This window comes from Enterobacter sp. CRENT-193, assembly GCF_002787395.1.
In the GTDB taxonomy this organism is placed as follows: domain Bacteria; phylum Pseudomonadota; class Gammaproteobacteria; order Enterobacterales; family Enterobacteriaceae; genus Enterobacter; species Enterobacter hormaechei_C.
On record NZ_CP024812.1, the window covers coordinates 1,005,747 to 1,024,312 of the forward strand.

At 55.4% G+C, this 18,566-nt stretch carries 13 protein-coding genes and 1 rRNA gene; 10 read left to right on the plus strand and 4 right to left on the minus strand.

Features of this window, described 5'->3' with window-relative positions; genetic code table 11:
• Positions 1 to 24: 24 nt before the first annotated feature.
• On the minus strand, positions 25 to 1,017 hold the full coding sequence (xylF, locus tag CU081_RS04945; protein ID WP_006808602.1) for a D-xylose ABC transporter substrate-binding protein: 993 nt from the start codon (positions 1,015 to 1,017) through the stop codon (positions 25 to 27).
• A gap of 371 nt (positions 1,018 to 1,388) precedes the next feature.
• Here xylF and xylA point away from each other — a divergent pair, with 371 nt between their 5' ends.
• Together xylA and xylB are read left to right on the plus strand one after the other, a co-directional pair.
• Positions 1,389 to 2,711, plus strand: coding sequence for a xylose isomerase (gene xylA / locus CU081_RS04955; protein ID WP_026080557.1), 1,323 nt, complete (start codon positions 1,389 to 1,391; stop codon positions 2,709 to 2,711).
• Between the two features lie 59 nt (positions 2,712 to 2,770).
• Positions 2,771 to 4,225 (plus strand): xylulokinase, encoded by a 1,455-nt coding sequence (gene xylB, locus CU081_RS04960; protein ID WP_022652023.1) that lies wholly within the window; start codon positions 2,771 to 2,773, stop codon positions 4,223 to 4,225.
• Positions 4,226 to 4,277: 52 nt separating this feature from the next.
• Here the strand turns inward: xylB and CU081_RS04965 are convergent, their stop codons facing one another.
• Positions 4,278 to 5,273 carry an acyltransferase gene (locus CU081_RS04965; RefSeq protein WP_022652022.1) on the minus strand — a complete coding sequence of 332 codons (996 nt, stop codon included), beginning with the start codon at positions 5,271 to 5,273 and terminating at the stop codon, positions 4,278 to 4,280.
• A gap of 184 nt (positions 5,274 to 5,457) precedes the next feature.
• Between CU081_RS04965 and CU081_RS04970 the strand changes: the two genes are divergently transcribed.
• From CU081_RS04970 to glyS, 3 genes are all read left to right on the plus strand, one after another.
• Entirely contained in the window at positions 5,458 to 5,763 is a 306-nt protein-coding gene (locus CU081_RS04970) for a YsaB family lipoprotein (RefSeq protein ID WP_017693801.1), read from the plus strand.
• 160 nt (positions 5,764 to 5,923) lie between these two features.
• Positions 5,924 to 6,835 (plus strand): glycine--tRNA ligase subunit alpha, encoded by a 912-nt coding sequence (gene glyQ / locus CU081_RS04975; protein WP_003860141.1) that lies wholly within the window; start codon positions 5,924 to 5,926, stop codon positions 6,833 to 6,835.
• Between the two features lie 9 nt (positions 6,836 to 6,844).
• Positions 6,845 to 8,914: a glycine--tRNA ligase subunit beta gene (gene glyS, locus CU081_RS04980; RefSeq protein ID WP_022652021.1), complete on the plus strand. Its 2,070-nt coding sequence runs from the start codon at positions 6,845 to 6,847 to the stop codon at positions 8,912 to 8,914.
• 202 nt (positions 8,915 to 9,116) lie between these two features.
• On the opposite strand, the gene fadA is transcribed toward glyS, so the two are convergent.
• Positions 9,117 to 10,280: an acetyl-CoA C-acyltransferase FadA gene (gene fadA / locus CU081_RS04990; protein WP_000416981.1), complete on the minus strand. Its 1,164-nt coding sequence runs from the start codon at positions 10,278 to 10,280 to the stop codon at positions 9,117 to 9,119.
• Positions 10,281 to 10,289: 9 nt separating this feature from the next.
• Positions 10,290 to 12,479 carry a fatty acid oxidation complex subunit alpha FadB gene (gene fadB, locus CU081_RS04995; protein ID WP_039269131.1) on the minus strand — a complete coding sequence of 730 codons (2,190 nt, stop codon included), beginning with the start codon at positions 12,477 to 12,479 and terminating at the stop codon, positions 10,290 to 10,292.
• 190 nt (positions 12,480 to 12,669) lie between these two features.
• On the opposite strand from fadB, the gene pepQ reads away from it, so the two are divergent.
• From pepQ to CU081_RS05025, 5 genes are all read left to right on the plus strand, one after another.
• A complete protein-coding gene (gene pepQ, locus CU081_RS05005) occupies positions 12,670 to 14,001 on the plus strand; it encodes a Xaa-Pro dipeptidase (protein WP_003860124.1) in 1,332 nt (443 codons plus the stop codon).
• On the plus strand, positions 14,001 to 14,615 hold the full coding sequence (locus CU081_RS05010) for an IMPACT family protein (RefSeq protein ID WP_015572737.1): 615 nt from the start codon (positions 14,001 to 14,003) through the stop codon (positions 14,613 to 14,615). Before pepQ ends, CU081_RS05010 begins: the two co-directional genes overlap by 1 nt.
• 41 nt (positions 14,616 to 14,656) lie before the next feature.
• Positions 14,657 to 16,108, plus strand: coding sequence for a Trk system potassium transporter TrkH (trkH, locus tag CU081_RS05015; protein ID WP_022649737.1), 1,452 nt, complete (start codon positions 14,657 to 14,659; stop codon positions 16,106 to 16,108).
• A gap of 10 nt (positions 16,109 to 16,118) precedes the next feature.
• A complete protein-coding gene (gene hemG / locus CU081_RS05020; RefSeq protein WP_003860122.1) occupies positions 16,119 to 16,661 on the plus strand; it encodes a menaquinone-dependent protoporphyrinogen IX dehydrogenase in 543 nt (180 codons plus the stop codon).
• 358 nt (positions 16,662 to 17,019) lie between these two features.
• Positions 17,020 to 18,561 (plus strand): 16S ribosomal RNA (locus CU081_RS05025).
• Positions 18,562 to 18,566 lie beyond the last annotated feature (5 nt).

Here is an 18,566-nt window from a genome sequence, read left to right on the forward strand (position 1 = left end):
CTGCCGGGCAGGGGCTGCGCTGGATTACAGTTCACTCTTCTTATGGAAACCGTCTTTCACCACGGTGGCGTCAATATTCTCTTTGTTGACTTCGATAGGGGTAAGCAGGCGAGCAGGTACGTCTTTCAGGCCGTTATTTAACGTCGCGTCTGCTTTAGGTTGCTGGCCATTGCCCAGCTCAACGGCAATTTCGGCGGCCGTATTGGCAAGCTCGGTAATGGGCTTATACACCGTCATGGTCTGGGTACCCGCGATGATGCGTTTTACACCCGCAAGGTCGGCGTCCTGTCCGGAAATAGCGACTTTCCCGGCCAGACCCTGCGCGCTCAGCGCCTGAATGGCGCCACCCGCAGTGGCATCGTTAGAGGCCACCACCGCATCGATTTTGTTGTTATTTGCAGTCAACGCGTTTTCCATAATTTTCAGCGCGTTTTCCGGTAACCAGCCGTCAGCCCACTGGTCGCCGACGACTTTAATTTTGCCCTCGTCGATATACGGCTTCAGCACTTTCATTTGTCCCTGGCGGAACAGTTTGGCGTTGTTATCCACGGGCGAGCCGCCCATCAGGAAATAATTCCCCTGAGGCACTTTTGCGACCAGGCTTTTAGCCTGTAATTCGCCCACCTTTTCATTGTCGAACGAAATATAATAATCAATGTCGGCATTATTAATCATGCGGTCATAAGCCAGGACTTTTATGCCTTCCTGTTTCGCTTCTTTCACCACGTTGCTTAATACCTGGCCGTTATACGGGATAATGACCAGCACATCGACGCCACGGTTGATCATATTCTCGATTTGCGACATTTGCGTCTCTTCGTTGCCGTTAGCGGACTGAACGAACACCTCCGCGCCGAGAGATTCCGCTTTTTTAACAAAGATATCGCGATCTTTTTGCCAGCGCTCCAGGCGTAAGTCATCAATCGCCATGCCGATTTTGACCTCTTTGGCGTGGCCGGCAAAGCTTGCAAGCAGGAGAGTAGTGCAGAGCGTTAGGGTCAGGTTCTTTATCTTCATAATTATTAGGCCTTTTTGTAGGGGTATGTGTAGCTGAGATAAAAGAAACATTCACTGCTGAGACGCAGCAAATTTTTAACGTGGAAAGGCCTGCTGGCAATTACAGATTTTTATCTTCTCATTACGATATTTGGTTTATTTCTGAATTTATGACCGCGATCGGATTTTAAAAAGCGTAACCTATTAATTACATTTGATTCTGGAATGCGCGCCGAAAAATAGTTTGTCTGCACATTATTTTGCGAGCCAGCGCACAATTGCGCATTCTCTCAATAGCAGTGTGAAATAACGTAATTGAGCAACCTCCAATGTCTATTCACTATTACTCCAGAAGCAAGACCACGCCGCATACCCTGATTATGGAGCTCAATATGCAAGCTTATTTCGACCAACTCGATCGCGTTCGTTTCGAAGGCACGAAAACGACCAATCCTTTAGCATTTCGTCACTACAACCCGGATGAGCTGGTGCTGGGTAAGCGCATGGAAGATCACTTGCGCTTTGCCGCCTGCTACTGGCACACCTTCTGCTGGAACGGTGCCGATATGTTCGGCGTGGGCTCTTTTGACCGTCCATGGCAACAGCCGGGCGAGGCCATTGAGCTGGCGAAGCGTAAAGCCGACGTCGCGTTCGAGTTCTTCCATAAGCTGAACGTGCCGTACTACTGTTTCCACGATGTGGATGTGTCGCCGGAAGGGGCATCGCTGAAAGAGTATCTGAACAACTTCGCGCAGATGGTCGACGTACTGGCTGAAAAACAGCAGCAAAGTGGCGTCAAGCTGCTCTGGGGTACGGCTAACTGCTTTACCAACCCTCGCTATGGCGCGGGCGCGGCAACCAACCCGGATCCGGAAGTCTTCAGCTGGGCGGCAACCCAGGTCGTGACTGCGATGAACGCCACGCATCAGCTGGGCGGTGAGAACTATGTACTCTGGGGCGGTCGTGAAGGATATGAAACGCTGCTGAATACCGACCTGCGTCAGGAGCGTGAGCAGATTGGTCGCTTTATGCAGATGGTGGTGGACCACAAACACAAAATCGGTTTCCGCGGCACGCTGCTGATTGAGCCAAAACCACAGGAGCCAACCAAGCATCAGTATGATTATGATGTCGCCACCGTGTATGGCTTCCTGAAGCAGTTTGGTCTGGAAAAAGAGATCAAAGTGAATATTGAGGCTAACCACGCTACCCTGGCGGGCCACTCGTTCCATCACGAAATTGCCTCTGCGATTGCGCTGGGCATCTTCGGCTCTGTCGATGCTAACCGTGGCGATCCACAGCTGGGCTGGGATACCGACCAGTTCCCGAACAGCGTGGAAGAGAATGCGCTGGTGATGTACGAGATCATCAAAGCGGGCGGTTTCACCACCGGCGGCCTGAACTTCGACGCCAAAGTGCGTCGCCAGAGCACCGACAAATACGATCTGTTCTACGGGCATATTGGCGCGATGGACACCATGGCGCTGGCGCTGAAAGTGGCAGCCCGTATGATTGAAGACGGTGAGCTGGATAAGCGCGTGGCGAAGCGCTACAGCGGCTGGAACAGTGAGCTGGGCCAGCAAATTTTGAAAGGTCAGTTATCGCTTGCGGAGATCGCGAAGTACGCTGAACAGCATCAGCTTGCGCCGCAGCATCAGAGCGGCCATCAGGAGCTGCTGGAAAACCTGGTCAATCACTACCTGTTCGATAAATAACAGCATTCATGCCCGGTAAGCGCTGCGCCACCGGGCATTTCTGTCAAAGGAGTCACCACATGTATATCGGGATCGATCTTGGCACGTCGGGGGTGAAAGCCATCCTGTTAAGCGAGCAGGGCGATGTGTTAGCCACGCAGACTGAAAAGTTGCAGGTTTCACGCCCGCATCCGCTTTGGTCGGAACAAGATCCGGAGCAGTGGTGGCAGGCGACGGACCGCGCGATGACAGCCTTAGGCGAGCAGCACAGCCTGCGCGACGTTAAAGCGCTGGGCATCGCCGGACAAATGCATGGCGCAACGTTGCTGGATAGCCAGCATCGCGTTCTGCGCCCGGCTATTCTCTGGAACGATGGCCGCTGTGCGGAAGAGTGCGCGATCCTTGAGGAACGTGTGCCTGCGTCCCGCGAGATTACGGGCAACCTGATGATGCCCGGTTTTACCGCGCCAAAACTCCTGTGGGTGCAGCGCCATGAGCCTGATATTTTTCGCCAGGTGGCGAAGGTTCTGTTGCCGAAAGACTACCTGCGTTTTCGCATGACGGGGGATTTTGCCAGCGACATGTCTGACGCCGCGGGCACGATGTGGCTCGACGTGGCGAAACGGGACTGGAGCGAGGCGATGCTGGATGCCTGCCAGCTGACGCGCGATCATATGCCTGCGCTGTTTGAAGGCAGCGAAATCACGGGCGCTTTGCAGCCTTCTGTTGCTGAACGCTGGAATATGCCAGCCGTACCTGTCGTCGCTGGCGGCGGCGATAATGCGGCGGGGGCGGTCGGCGTGGGGATGGTCGAGGCAGGACAGGCCATGCTCTCGCTCGGCACTTCCGGTGTCTATTTTGCCGTCAGTGACGGGTATCGTAGCAATCCTGGAAGCGCCGTACACAGCTTCTGCCACGCGTTGCCGGGTAAATGGCATTTAATGTCGGTGATGCTGAGCGCGGCTTCCTGCCTCGACTGGGCGGCAAAACTAACCGGAATGGCGGACGTCCCGGCGCTTATCGCAGCGGCACAGCAGGCGGATGATAATGCCGGTGCGGTCTGGTTTTTACCGTACCTTTCCGGCGAGCGGACGCCTCATAACAACCCGGAAGCGAAAGGGGTGTTCTTCGGTCTTACCCATCAGCACGGCCCGGCAGAGCTGGCGCGCGCGGTGCTTGAAGGCGTTGGCTATGCTCTGGCGGACGGAATGGATGTCGTGCATGACTGTGGACTTACGCCATCCAGCATTACGTTAATTGGCGGCGGTGCGCGAAGCAGCTACTGGCGGCAAATGCTTTCCGATATCAGCGGGTTGCAGCTGGACTATCGTACGGGAGGCGATGTCGGCCCGGCGCTCGGTGCGGCACGGCTGGCGCAAATTGCGCTGAACCGGGATAAACCACTGCCCCAGCTTTTGCCCCAGCTGTCGCTTGAACAGCAGCATCGTCCTGATGCGAAAAATCATGCTCGCTATGCTGAAAGACGAGACGTGTTCCGCAAAATTTATCGGCAGCTTTTGCCGCTAATGTCATAAACAGGAGCCGGGTGGCGCTAACGCTTACCCGGCCTGCCAGCCTTCAACCGGGTTAGCTCACAAACCGGCGCGTATCGATTCTTTGCAGCAACATTGACAGCAGCAGGCTGACAACCAGCGTAACGGTAAATATCCAGACAATATCCAGCACCGGCCAGCTTTTAAGCTCAACGCCACGGGTGCGCAGGGCGTGGATCACCAGCGCGTGAAAACCGTAAATGCCCAGCGAGTGGCGAGAGATAAACCCCAGTACCGGAAGCGGGCGGGCATTCAGGGTGTTTTTAACCAGCGTCAGCAGAGAGAGCGCGCAGATAAAGACCATCGGGCCGCAGTACAGATACCAGGTATCGGCAAAGTTGCCGCGCCATTGCAGCTCATGCAGCGTCCCGCGAGAGATAATAAACACACCGACGAGAAACGCGGCCGCGCATAGCCAGTTTATTCCTCGCTTTTGCGTCTCCATCATGCCAATGGCGCGCCCCAGCATGCCGTACAGCACGTAATAAAACGTATCCCCGGTGATATAGAGGTTAACGGGCAGCCATTCAAAGCCATCAATTTTCTGTGAGACGGTATTCGGGTTGGCCACGATCCCGATGACCACCATCAGCGCCAGCAGCATTTTACCGTTGACGTTTTTTACCTGAATTAACGGTGAAACAAGATAAATAACGATTATCGCGAAGAAAAACCATAGATGATAGAACACCGGTTTTTGCAACAAGTTGAGCAGGGAACGTTCAGCGTTAATTGAAGTGAACAGGACGATATAGAGCAGCGAAATCGCGCTGTAAAACAGCAGACAGGAGACAATACGGATGAAATGTCTCGGCTGTGCACTACGCTCGCCAAAAAAGAGAAAACCGGAAATCATAAAGAACAGCGGGACGCTCACGCGGGAGGCCGAGTTCAGAACATTGGCGACATCCCAGTTAACAGGGCTGATACTGTGCGCGTTCGTGACATACCAGGTCGTTGTGTGGATCATCACCACCATCAGACAGGCTATTCCCCGCAGGTTATCAATCCAGTTAATTTTTGACTGCATCAGTTCCTCTGTATTCCTGATAAAGAAAGTGTGACTGCGATTGCGTAAAACTTTTCCCTTGGAAAATTCTGAGTTTAGCCAGGCTAACTTGTAGGGAGCTGGCGAGATTCGCAGAATGACGGACTTTAATCTATAAACGTGTTGCTACTAAAAATAACAGCCACTGACCAGGGCGGTAATAAAAATGATGATGAAGCGTGGGGTGTCACTCTTTCTGCTGCTCTTATTAACAGGATGCAGTGCTTCTGAGGAGATACCTGTCCAAAAAGCGCAGCAGGGGAAAATGAGCCCGGAGCGTTCCCTGAATATGGAACAGCTGTGCAGGGATCAGGCGGCTCACCGCTATAATTCTGAAGCACAGAAAATTCATATAAACGGCTTCGAGCGCTTTCAGGGCAGCTATGAACTGAAAGGCTATACGGCGCGTAAAGAGGGCTTTGTCTGCTCTTTTGATGCAGACGGCCAGTTTTTACATCTCTCAATGCGTTAAATTGCTCGTATAAGCAGCAACCAGAGCCTTCGCAGGTTCTGGCTGTAGGGCTTATTCCCCAATTTTCCCTAAACAACCCCGTTTCGTACTGTATATCTTGCAGCCAGCGGGTATACTGATCCCTTCCATTTAAAACCACACGTATCCAGCACGAAATACTATGCAAAAGTTTGATACCAAGACCTTCCAGGGCCTGATCCTGACCTTACAGGATTACTGGGCTCGTCAGGGCTGCACCATTGTTCAACCTTTGGACATGGAAGTTGGCGCAGGCACCTCACACCCGATGACCAGCCTGCGCGCGTTAGGGCCAGAGCCAATGGCGACCGCCTATGTGCAGCCATCCCGTCGTCCGACCGATGGCCGTTATGGCGAAAACCCGAACCGTTTGCAGCACTACTATCAGTTCCAGGTGGTGATTAAGCCATCACCCGACAACATTCAGGAACTGTACCTCGGGTCACTGAAAGAGCTGGGTATGGATCCAACCATTCACGACATTCGTTTCGTGGAAGATAACTGGGAAAACCCAACGCTGGGTGCCTGGGGTCTGGGTTGGGAAGTGTGGCTGAACGGCATGGAAGTGACCCAGTTCACATACTTCCAGCAGGTTGGTGGTCTGGAATGTAAACCGATTACCGGCGAAATCACCTATGGTCTGGAACGTCTGGCCATGTACATTCAGGGCGTAGACAGCGTTTACGACCTGGTCTGGAGCGACGGCCCGCTGGGTAAAACCACCTACGGCGACGTGTTCCATCAGAACGAAGTGGAGCAATCCACCTATAACTTCGAATACGCGGACGTGGACTTCCTGTTCACCTGCTTCGAGCAGTACGAGAAAGAAGCCCAGCAGCTGCTGGCGCTGGAGACTCCGCTGCCGCTGCCTGCCTACGAGCGTATTCTGAAGGCTGCCCACAGCTTCAACCTGCTGGATGCCCGCAAAGCGATCTCCGTGACTGAACGTCAGCGCTACATTCTGCGTATTCGTACCCTGACCAAAGCCGTTGCAGAAGCTTACTACGCGTCCCGTGAAGCCCTTGGCTTCCCGATGTGCAACCGAAACAAATAAGAGGCGGCCATGTCTGAGAAAACTTTCCTGGTGGAAATCGGCACTGAAGAGCTGCCACCAAAAGCCCTGCGCAGCCTGGCTGAATCTTTTGCTGCGAACGTCACTGCTGAGCTGGATAACGCTGGCCTGGCGCACGGTAAAATTGAGTGGTTTGCTGCGCCGCGTCGTCTGGCGCTGAAAGTGGCAAACCTGGCGGCGTCCCAGCCGGATCGCGAAGTTGAAAAACGTGGCCCGGCCATTGCTCAGGCGTTCGACGCGGAAGGCAAGCCGAGCAAAGCGGCAGAAGGCTGGGCGCGCGGCTGCGGCATCACCGTTGATCAGGCCGAGCGTCTGACCACCGACAAAGGTGAATGGCTGCTGTATCGTGCCCATGTGAAAGGCGAAAGCGCCGAAGCGCTGCTGCCTGACATGATCGCGACCTCGCTGGCAAAATTGCCAATCCCTAAGCTGATGCGCTGGGGCGCGTCCGACGTTCACTTTGTGCGTCCGGTTCACACCGTGACCCTGCTGCTGGGCGATACCGTTATCCCGGCGACCATTCTGGGCGTGGCGTCCGATCGCGTGATCCGCGGCCATCGCTTTATGGGCGAGCCGGAGTTCACCATCGACAATGCCGACCAGTATCCACAGATCCTGCTGGAACGCGGTAAAGTGATTGCCGACTACGAACAGCGTAAAGCCAAAATTAAAGCGGACGCAGAAGAAGCGGCGCGCAAGATTGGCGGAAACGCTGACCTGAGCGACAGCCTGCTGGAAGAGGTGACCTCGCTGGTCGAATGGCCGGTTGTACTGACCGCGAAATTCGAAGAGAAATTCCTGGCCGTTCCGGCAGAAGCGCTGGTTTACACCATGAAGGGTGACCAGAAGTACTTCCCGGTTTACGCCAACGACGGCAAGCTGCTGCCAAACTTCATCTTCGTAGCGAACATCGAATCGAAAGATCCGAGCCAGATTATCTCCGGTAACGAGAAAGTGGTGCGTCCGCGTCTGGCGGATGCCGAGTTCTTCTTCAACACCGACCGTAAAAAACGTCTGGAAGATAACCTGCCGCGTCTGCAAACTGTACTGTTCCAGCAGCAGCTGGGTACGCTGCGCGACAAAACCGACCGTATCGCGGAGCTGTCCGGCTGGATTGCCCGTGAAATTGGCGCCGACGTTAACCACGCTACCCGTGCGGGCCTGCTCTCCAAGTGCGACCTGATGACCAACATGGTGTTCGAATTTACCGACACCCAGGGCGTGATGGGTATGCACTACGCGCGTCACGATGGCGAAGCGGAAGACGTGGCGGTAGCCCTGAACGAGCAGTATCAGCCGCGCTTTGCCGGTGACGATCTGCCGTCCAATCCGGTTGCCTGCGCCGTGGCGATTGCCGATAAGATGGACACCCTGGCGGGTATCTTCGGTATCGGCCAGCATCCAAAAGGCGACAAAGACCCGTTTGCGCTGCGTCGTGCTGCGCTGGGCGTGCTGCGAATCATCGTTGAGAAGAACCTGAACCTCGATCTGCAAACGCTAACCGAAGAAGCGGTACGTCTGTACGGCGATAAGCTGACCAACGCGAAGGTTGTGGATGATGTTATCGACTTTATGCTCGGTCGTTTCCGCGCGTGGTATCAGGACGAAGGTTACTCCGTTGATACCATTCAGGCGGTGCTGGCGCGTCGTCCGACCCGTCCGGCAGATTTCGATGCGCGTATGAAAGCGGTATCCCACTTCCGTACGCTGGAAGCGGCGTCTGCGCTGGCCGCGGCTAACAAGCGCGTATCCAACATCCTCGCGAAATCCGACGAGACGCTGAACGATCGCGTAAACGCTGCAACCCTGAAAGAGCCGGAAGAGATTTCTCTGGCGATGCAGGTTGTGGTGCTGCGCGACAAGCTGGAGCCGTATTTCGCGGAAGGTCGCTACCAGGAAGCGCTGGTGGAGCTGGCGGAGCTGCGTGACGTCATCGACGCCTTCTTCGAGAAGGTGATGGTGAACGTGGAAGATAAAGAGCTGCGGATTAACCGTCTCTCGATGCTTGAGAAACTGCGTGAGCTGTTCCTGCGCGTGGCGGATATTTCGCTGCTGCAATAACGTAAAAAACCCGCCCCTGACAGGCGGGAAGAACGGCAACTAAACTGTCTCTCTTCGCCAATGGCGCCATAACTGCGTTGGCTGCGCTCGTTCACCCGAATCACTTACTAATGTAAGCTCATCGGGATTCGCTCGCTTGCCGCCTTGTTCTGACGTCATTGGCTTTGAGATACTTTTCCTTATTTACACTCTCTCAATTAATTTACACCCTCTCAAACACTGTCGCGATCCCCTGACCCAACCCGATACACATCGTTGCCAGACCAAACTGGGCATCTTTGCGTTCCATCAGGTTAATCAGCGTGGTACTGATACGCGCCCCGGAACAGCCCAGCGGGTGTCCGAGGGCGATCGCGCCGCCGTTGAGGTTAATCTTCTCGTCGATCTGATCCATCAGCCCCAGATCCTTAATGCACGGCAGGATCTGCGCGGCGAACGCTTCGTTCATCTCAAAGAGGTCGATATCACTTGCGCTCAGCCCCGCTTTTTTCAGCGCCAGTTTTGACGCCGGAACCGGACCGTAGCCCATGATGGATGGATCGCAGCCCACGACCGCCATCGAACGCACGCGGGCGCGTGGCGTCAGGCCTAATTCGCGGGCGCGGCTTTCGCTCATCACCAGCATCGCGGCGGCACCGTCGGACAGGGCAGACGAGGTGCCCGCCGTTACCGTGCCGGTGACCGGATCAAACGCCGGACGCAGGGTAGAAAGCGCTTCAACGGTGGTTTCCGGGCGGATGACTTCGTCATAGCTGAACTGCTTCAGTACGCCGTCTGCGTCGTGACCGCCGGTCGGGATGATCTCATTCTTAAAGGCACCAGACTGCGTGGCGGCCCAGGCGCGGGCATGCGAGCGAGCGGCAAAGGCATCCTGCATCTCACGGCTGATGCCGTGCAGACGGGAGAGCATCTCGGCGGTCAGGCCCATCATACCGGCGGCTTTCGCCACGTTGCGGCTCATACCTGGATGGAAATCGACCCCGTGGCTCATCGGCACGTGGCCCATGTGCTCCACGCCGCCCACCAGACAGGCCTGCGCATCGCCGGTCATGATCATCCGCGCCGCGTCGTGCAGCGCCTGCATCGACGAACCGCAAAGACGGTTGACGGTGACCGCCGGAACCGAATGCGGGATCTCCGCCAGCAGAGACGCGTTACGGGCAATGTTGAAGCCCTGCTCCAGCGTCTGCTGGACGCAGCCCCAGTAGATATCGTCCAGCGCAGCAGGGTCCAGCGCCGGGTTACGCGCCAGCAGGCTACGCATCAGGTGCGCGGAGAGGTCTTCCGCGCGCACGTTACGGAACGCACCGCCTTTTGAACGGCCCATCGGGGTGCGAATCGCATCAACAATGACAACCTTTTCCATTGTGACTCCTTAAGCCGTTTTCAGCGTGCCAACCGGACGGGCTGGCTCAACTGCTGGGTAGTAGGGTTCGTTATGACGCGCTTTGTTACGCAGACCTTCCGGCACCTCATAAAGCGGGCCGAGGTGCTGGTACTGCTGAGCCATATCGAGATAGCGAGCGCTGCCGAGCGTATCCAGCCAGCGGAACGCGCCGCCGTGGAACGGAGGGAAGCCGAGGCCGTACACCAGCGCCATATCCGCTTCTGCCGGGCTGGCGATAATGCCTTCTTCGAGGCAGCGCACCACTTCGTTGATCATCGGGATCATCATCCGGGCGATGATCTCGTCGTCAGTGAAGTCGCGTTTCGGCTGACTGACGTCGGCCAGCAGGCCATCCACCGCCGCATCTTCTTCTTTTTTCGGTTTGCCTTTGCTGTCTTCTTTATAGCGCCAGAAGCCCAGACCGTTTTTCTGACCAAAGCGATTGGCGTCGAACAGGGCGTCAATGGCGTCGCGATAGTCTTTCTGCATGCGCTGCGGGAAGCCCGCCGCCATCACCGCCTGCGCGTGATGGGCAGTATCGATGCCGACAACGTCCAGCAGATACGCCGGGCCCATCGGCCAGCCGAACTGTTTTTCCATCACTTTATCGATTTTGCGGAAGTCTGCGCCGTCGCGCAGCAGCTGGCTGAAGCCGGCGAAGTAAGGGAACAACACGCGGTTAACGAAGAAGCCCGGGCAGTCGTTAACGACGATCGGCGTTTTGCCCATCTTGCTCGCCCACGCCACCACTTTGGCGATGGTTTCGTCGGAGGTTTTCTCCCCACGGATCACTTCGACCAGCGGCATGCGGTGCACCGGGTTAAAGAAGTGCATCCCGCAGAAGTTTTCCGGACGCTTCAGCACGCTCGCCAGTTCGCTGATAGGAATGGTGGAGGTGTTAGAGGCCAGCACGGTTTCCGGACGCACCTTGTCTTCGGTTTCGGCCAGCACCGCTTTTTTCACTTTCGGGTTCTCGACGACCGCTTCAACCACCACGTCCACACGGTCGAAACCGCTGTATTCCAGCACTGGCTGGATGGTGGAGATCACGCCTGCAAGCTTCAGACCATCAATTTTGCCGCGCTCAAGCTGTTTATTCAGCAGCTTGGCCGCTTCGGTCATGCCCAGCGTCAGGGATTTCTCGTTGATGTCCTTCATCACCACCGGCACGCCTTTCCAGGCAGACTGGTAGGCGATGCCGCCCCCCATAATGCCCGCGCCGAGTACCGCCGCGTGTTTTGGCGTTTCAACGTTTTTGGTGAGTTGTTTGGCTTTGCCCTTCACAAACTGATCGTTAAGGAAGATACCAACCAGCGCGCGGGCTTCGTTGGTGTGCGCCAGCGGGACAAAGCTCTGGTTTTCCAGCTTCAGGGCGTCATCACGGCCCAGACGGGCTGCCGCTTCAATGGTTTTCACCGCCGTGATCGGCGCCGGGTAGTGTTTACCCGCCGTCTGCATCACCATGCCTTTGGCGATGGTGAAGCTCATGGTGGCTTCAATTTTGCTGAGCTTCAACGGCTCCAGCTTCGGCTGACGTTTGGCTTTCCAGTCGAGGTCGCCGTTAATGGCCTGACGCAGAATGGCGAGTGCGCCTTCAACAAGCTTCTCAGGCTTTACAACGCCGTCGACCAGGCCAATTTTCTGCGCCTGTTCTGCGCCGACGTCTTTACCCGCGGCAATGATCTCCAGCGCGCTGTCGGCGCCCAGCATGCGCGGCATACGGACGGAGCCGCCAAAGCCCGGCATGATGCCCAGCTTGGTTTCCGGCAGGCCGATACGCAGGTCCGGGGTCGCCAGACGGTAATCAGTGGCTAACACGCATTCGCAGCCGCCGCCCAGCGCGTAACCGTTGACGGCAGAAAGGGTCGGGACAGGCAGATCTTCCAGACGATTAAAGACGCTGTTCGCGAAGTGCAGCCACTGGCTCAGCTGTTCTTCGGGCACCAGGAACAGCGACAGGAATTCGGTGATATCCGCGCCAACGATAAAGGCCGCTTTGTTGGAGCGCAGCAGCAGCCCTTTTAAATCTGATTGCTTTTCAAGTACATCCAGCGCCTGGCCAAGACTGGCCACCGTCGCGGTATCAAGCTTATTCACTGAGCCGGGGGCATCGAACACCAGTTCGGCAATGCCATCTTCCAGCCAGTCTACGTACAGGGTGTCGCCTTTGTAGAGCATGTCGGTCTCCTGAATCCAGCAATTGGATCTGGTCATACCAGATGAAACGGAGTGTGGAATTTATGTTAATAAAATGCAAATTAGTCATTAAGAAATTGCTGCGCTGATCACGGTCGGTGGAAATCACGCAGCCGGAGTGAGGTGTGCTAAGATGCGATGACTTGAGGTCAAAAAAACGAAAGGAAGAATGATGGACTCACTGGCTTCGCTTTATAAAAATCATATCGTTACCCTACAGGAACGTACCCGCGATGTACTGGCCCGCTTCAAGCTGGATGCCCTGCTGATCCACTCCGGCGAGCTGATGAATACTTTTCTTGATGACCATGCTTATCCCTTCAAGGTTAACCCGCAGTTTAAAGCCTGGGTGCCTGTCACGCAGGTTCCAAATTGCTGGCTGCTGGTGGATGGCGTGAACAAGCCGAAACTGTGGTTCTACCTGCCGGTCGATTACTGGCACAACGTGGAGCCGCTGCCGACCTCATTCTGGACCGAAGAAATTGACGTGATTGCGCTGCCAAAAGCAGACGGCATAGGCAGCCAGCTGCCAGCGGCGCGCGGCAACATCGGCTACATTGGTCCGGTTCCTGAGCGCGCGCTGGGTCTGGATATTCCGGCAGATAAACTCAACCCGAAAGGCGTGCTGGATTATCTGCACTACTATCGCGCCTACAAGACCGACTACGAACTTTACTGCATGCGTGAAGCGCAAAAAACGGCGGTGAATGGCCACCGTGCGGCGCACGAAGCGTTCCAGTCCGGTATGAGCGAGTTCGATATCAATCAGGCTTACCTGACGGCGACCGGCCACCGCGATACCGACGTGCCGTACAGCAACATCGTGGCGCTGAATGAACATGCCTCGGTTCTGCACTACACCAAACTGGATCATCAGGTTCCGGCTGAGATGCGTAGCTTCCTGCTGGACGCGGGGGCTGAGTACAATGGTTATGCGGCAGACCTGACCCGTACCTGGGCGGCGAATGCGGATACCGATTTTGCGCAATTGATTAAAGACGTGAACGACGAACAGCTGGCGCTGATTGGCACCATGAAGGCCGGAACCAGCTACGTGGATTATCACATCCAGTTCCATCAGCGCATCGCTAAACTGCTGCGTAAGCATCAGATTATCAAAGACATGAGCGAAGAGGCGATGGTTGAGAACGATTTGACCGGGCCATTTATGCCGCATGGTATCGGCCACCCGCTGGGTTTGCAGGTTCATGACGTCGCGGGCTTTATGCAGGATGATACCGGCACGCACCTGGCGGCACCGTCTAAATATCCTTATCTGCGCTGCACCCGCGTTCTGGCGCCGCGTATGGTATTGACCATCGAGCCGGGCATCTACTTTATTGAATCCCTGCTGGCGCCGTGGCGCGAAGGGCAATTCAGCAAGCACTTCAACTGGGAGAAAATTGAAGCGCTGAAGCCTTATGGCGGCATTCGTATCGAGGATAACGTGGTTATTCACGAGAACAGCATTGAGAACATGACGCGAGATTTGAAGCTGGCCTGATGGAAAGCTGGCTGATACCGGCCGAGCCGGTCACCTTTGTTGAGGAAATCAAAAAAAGCCGCTTTATCACGCTGTTGGCGCATACCGACGGCGTGGAGGCGGCGAAGGCGTTCGTCGAGTCCGTCCGCGCGCAGCACCCGGATGCCCGCCATCACTGTGTGGCGTGGGTCGCAGGGCCGCCAGACGACTCACAGCAGCTCGGGTTTTCTGACGACGGTGAACCGGCGGGTACGGCCGGAAAACCGATGCTCTCCCAGTTGATGGGCAGCGGCGTGGGTGAAATCACCGCCGTCGTGGTCCGCTACTACGGGGGCATTTTGTTAGGCACCGGAGGGCTGGTCAAAGCCTACGGAGGTGGTGTCCAGCAGGCGCTTAATCTTCTGATAACAACCCGCAAAACGCCACTTACGGAATATACTTTGTTATGCGATTACGCCCAGCTATCGGGTATCGAAGCACTGCTTAAACAGTTTAACGGTGTCATCGCACACAGTGATTATCAGGCAATGGTGCAATTACGCGTGGCGCTTCCTCAGGCGGAACTGGCTGCTTTTTCAGCAAAACTCGCTGATTTTAGTCGCGGTTCATTGCAATTACTGCCGATTGAAGAATAATCCCCACCTCACAATTTTGAATACCTAAGGAAGCGGCAGAGATGCATTTTCGTGCCATTACCCGAATCGTTGGATTGCTGGTCATACTTTTCTCCGGGACAATGATCATTCCCGGACTGGTGGCGCTCATCTACCGGGACGGCGCGGGGCGTGCATTTACCCAAACCTTTTTTGTCGCGCTGACGATTGGCTCCCTGCTGTGGTGGCCAAACCGCCGTGAGAAAGGTGAACTGAAATCCCGGGAGGGGTTTCTGATTGTGGTCCTGTTCTGGACGGTACTGGGAAGCGTGGGTGCGCTGCCGTTTATCTTCTCCGAACAACCGAATCTCACCGTCACGGATGCGTTTTTTGAATCGTTCTCCGGATTAACGACCACCGGGGCCACCACGCTTGTGGGGCTGGATTCGCTCCCGCATGCGATTCTCTTTTACCGGCAGATGCTTCAGTGGTTCGGCGGTATGGGGATCATTGTCCTGGCGGTGGCTATCCTGCCGATTCTGGGCGTCGGGGGGATGCAGCTTTACCGGGCGGAGATGCCCGGCCCGCTGAAAGATAACAAAATGCGCCCGCGTATTGCGGAGACGGCGAAAACCCTGTGGCTTATCTATGTCCTGCTGACGGTGGCCTGCGCGCTGGCGCTGTGGTTTGCCGGGATGCCTGCGTTTGATGCCATCGGGCACAGCTTTGCGACTATTGCTATCGGCGGGTTCTCCACCCACGATGCCAGCGTCGGCTACTTCGACAGCCCGACAATCAATACCATCATTGCCATCTTTTTGCTGATCTCAGGCTGTAACTACGGTCTACACTTCTCGTTGCTTAGCGGACGGAGCCTGAAGGTGTACTGGCGCGACCCGGAATTCCGGATGTTTATTGGCGTCCAGCTGACTCTGGTGATCATCTGTACCCTGGTACTGTGGTTCCACGATGTTTATAACTCGGCGGTCACGACCCTGAACCAGGCCTTCTTCCAGGTGGTATCGATGGCAACAACCGCCGGTTTCACCACGGACAGTATTGCGCGTTGGCCGCTGTTCCTGCCGGTGCTGCTGTTGTGCTCTGCGTTTATCGGCGGCTGTGCCGGGTCAACGGGCGGCGGTCTGAAGGTGATCCGTATTCTGCTGCTGTTCAAGCAGGGGAACCGTGAGCTGAAACGTCTGGTCCACCCGAATGCGGTTTACAGTATTAAGCTGGGGAACCGCGCGCTGCCGGAACGCATCCTCGAAGCGGTGTGGGGATTCTTCTCCGCTTATGCACTGGTCTTTATTGTCAGTATGCTGGCGATAATCGCCACGGGCGTGGATGATTTTTCTGCCTTCGCCTCTGTGGTGGCAACGTTAAACAACCTGGGGCCGGGGCTGGGCGTCGTGGCGGATAACTTCGCCAGTATGAACCCGGTGGCGAAGTGGATCTTAATCGCCAATATGCTGTTTGGGCGTCTTGAGGTCTTTACGCTGCTGGTGCTGTTTACCCCAACATTCTGGCGTGAGTAAGGAGACATTGGTGAAAACGTTAATTCTTTTCTCAACGCGTGACGGACAAACGCGTGAGATTGCTTCATATCTGGCTTCTGAACTCAAAGAGCTGGGCATTTATTCTGATGTGGTGAACCTGAATCGCACTGAACAGATTGCCTGGCAGGATTACGACCGCGTGGTCATTGGCGCTTCAATTCGTTACGGCCATTTCCATCCGGCGCTGGATCGCTTTGTGAAAAAGCATACGGCGGAACTCGCTCAGCTGCCTGGCGCGTTTTACTCGGTCAACCTGGTTGCCCGTAAAGCAGAGAAGCGTACGCCGCAGACTAACAGCTATACGCGCAAGTTTTTGCTGAGTTCGCCATGGCAGCCCGATATCTGTTCTGTCTTTGCTGGCGCGCTGCGTTACCCGCGTTACCGCTGGTACGACCGCTTTATGATCCGCCTGATCATGAAAATGACGGGCGGGGAAACGGATACGCGTAAAGAAGTGGTTTATACCGACTGGGCTCAGGTCGCCAGTTTTGCCCGTGAAATTGCGCATTTAACGGACGATGCGCGGGTTTAATAAGCGTTGAGTTTGAAAAATGAGCGAACGAAAAGTTTTTTGTATTTAGTGCTTGTCACTTCAGAAGAACTCCCTATAATGCGCCTCCACTGACACGGAACAACGGCACGCAAGCCGCCGGGTCAGCAGAGAAAAGCAAAACAAACGCTTGACTCTGAAGCGGGAAAGCGTAATATGCACACCCCGCGCCGCAGCGAAAACGAAGCGGCACTGCTCTTTAACAATTTATCAGACAATCTGTGTGGGCACTCAAAGTGACATGGATTCTTAACGTCCTCGGACGAAAAATGAATACCAAGTCTCAACGAGTGAACACGTAATTCATTACGAAGTTTAATTCATTGAGCATCAAACTTTTAAATTGAAGAGTTTGATCATGGCTCAGATTGAACGCTGGCGGCAGGCCTAACACATGCAAGTCGAACGGTAACAGGAAGCAGCTTGCTGCTTTGCTGACGAGTGGCGGACGGGTGAGTAATGTCTGGGAAACTGCCTGATGGAGGGGGATAACTACTGGAAACGGTAGCTAATACCGCATAACGTCGCAAGACCAAAGAGGGGGACCTTCGGGCCTCTTGCCATCGGATGTGCCCAGATGGGATTAGCTAGTAGGTGGGGTAACGGCTCACCTAGGCGACGATCCCTAGCTGGTCTGAGAGGATGACCAGCCACACTGGAACTGAGACACGGTCCAGACTCCTACGGGAGGCAGCAGTGGGGAATATTGCACAATGGGCGCAAGCCTGATGCAGCCATGCCGCGTGTATGAAGAAGGCCTTCGGGTTGTAAAGTACTTTCAGCGGGGAGGAAGGCGATAAGGTTAATAACCTTGTCGATTGACGTTACCCGCAGAAGAAGCACCGGCTAACTCCGTGCCAGCAGCCGCGGTAATACGGAGGGTGCAAGCGTTAATCGGAATTACTGGGCGTAAAGCGCACGCAGGCGGTCTGTCAAGTCGGATGTGAAATCCCCGGGCTCAACCTGGGAACTGCATTCGAAACTGGCAGGCTAGAGTCTTGTAGAGGGGGGTAGAATTCCAGGTGTAGCGGTGAAATGCGTAGAGATCTGGAGGAATACCGGTGGCGAAGGCGGCCCCCTGGACAAAGACTGACGCTCAGGTGCGAAAGCGTGGGGAGCAAACAGGATTAGATACCCTGGTAGTCCACGCCGTAAACGATGTCGACTTGGAGGTTGTGCCCTTGAGGCGTGGCTTCCGGAGCTAACGCGTTAAGTCGACCGCCTGGGGAGTACGGCCGCAAGGTTAAAACTCAAATGAATTGACGGGGGCCCGCACAAGCGGTGGAGCATGTGGTTTAATTCGATGCAACGCGAAGAACCTTACCTACTCTTGACATCCAGAGAACTTAGCAGAGATGCTTTGGTGCCTTCGGGAACTCTGAGACAGGTGCTGCATGGCTGTCGTCAGCTCGTGTTGTGAAATGTTGGGTTAAGTCCCGCAACGAGCGCAACCCTTATCCTTTGTTGCCAGCGGTTAGGCCGGGAACTCAAAGGAGACTGCCAGTGATAAACTGGAGGAAGGTGGGGATGACGTCAAGTCATCATGGCCCTTACGAGTAGGGCTACACACGTGCTACAATGGCGCATACAAAGAGAAGCGACCTCGCGAGAGCAAGCGGACCTCATAAAGTGCGTCGTAGTCCGGATTGGAGTCTGCAACTCGACTCCATGAAGTCGGAATCGCTAGTAATCGTGGATCAGAATGCCACGGTGAATACGTTCCCGGGCCTTGTACACACCGCCCGTCACACCATGGGAGTGGGTTGCAAAAGAAGTAGGTAGCTTAACCTTCGGGAGGGCGCTTACCACTTTGTGATTCATGACTGGGGTGAAGTCGTAACAAGGTAACCGTAGGGGAACCTGCGGTTGGATCACCTCCTTACCTTA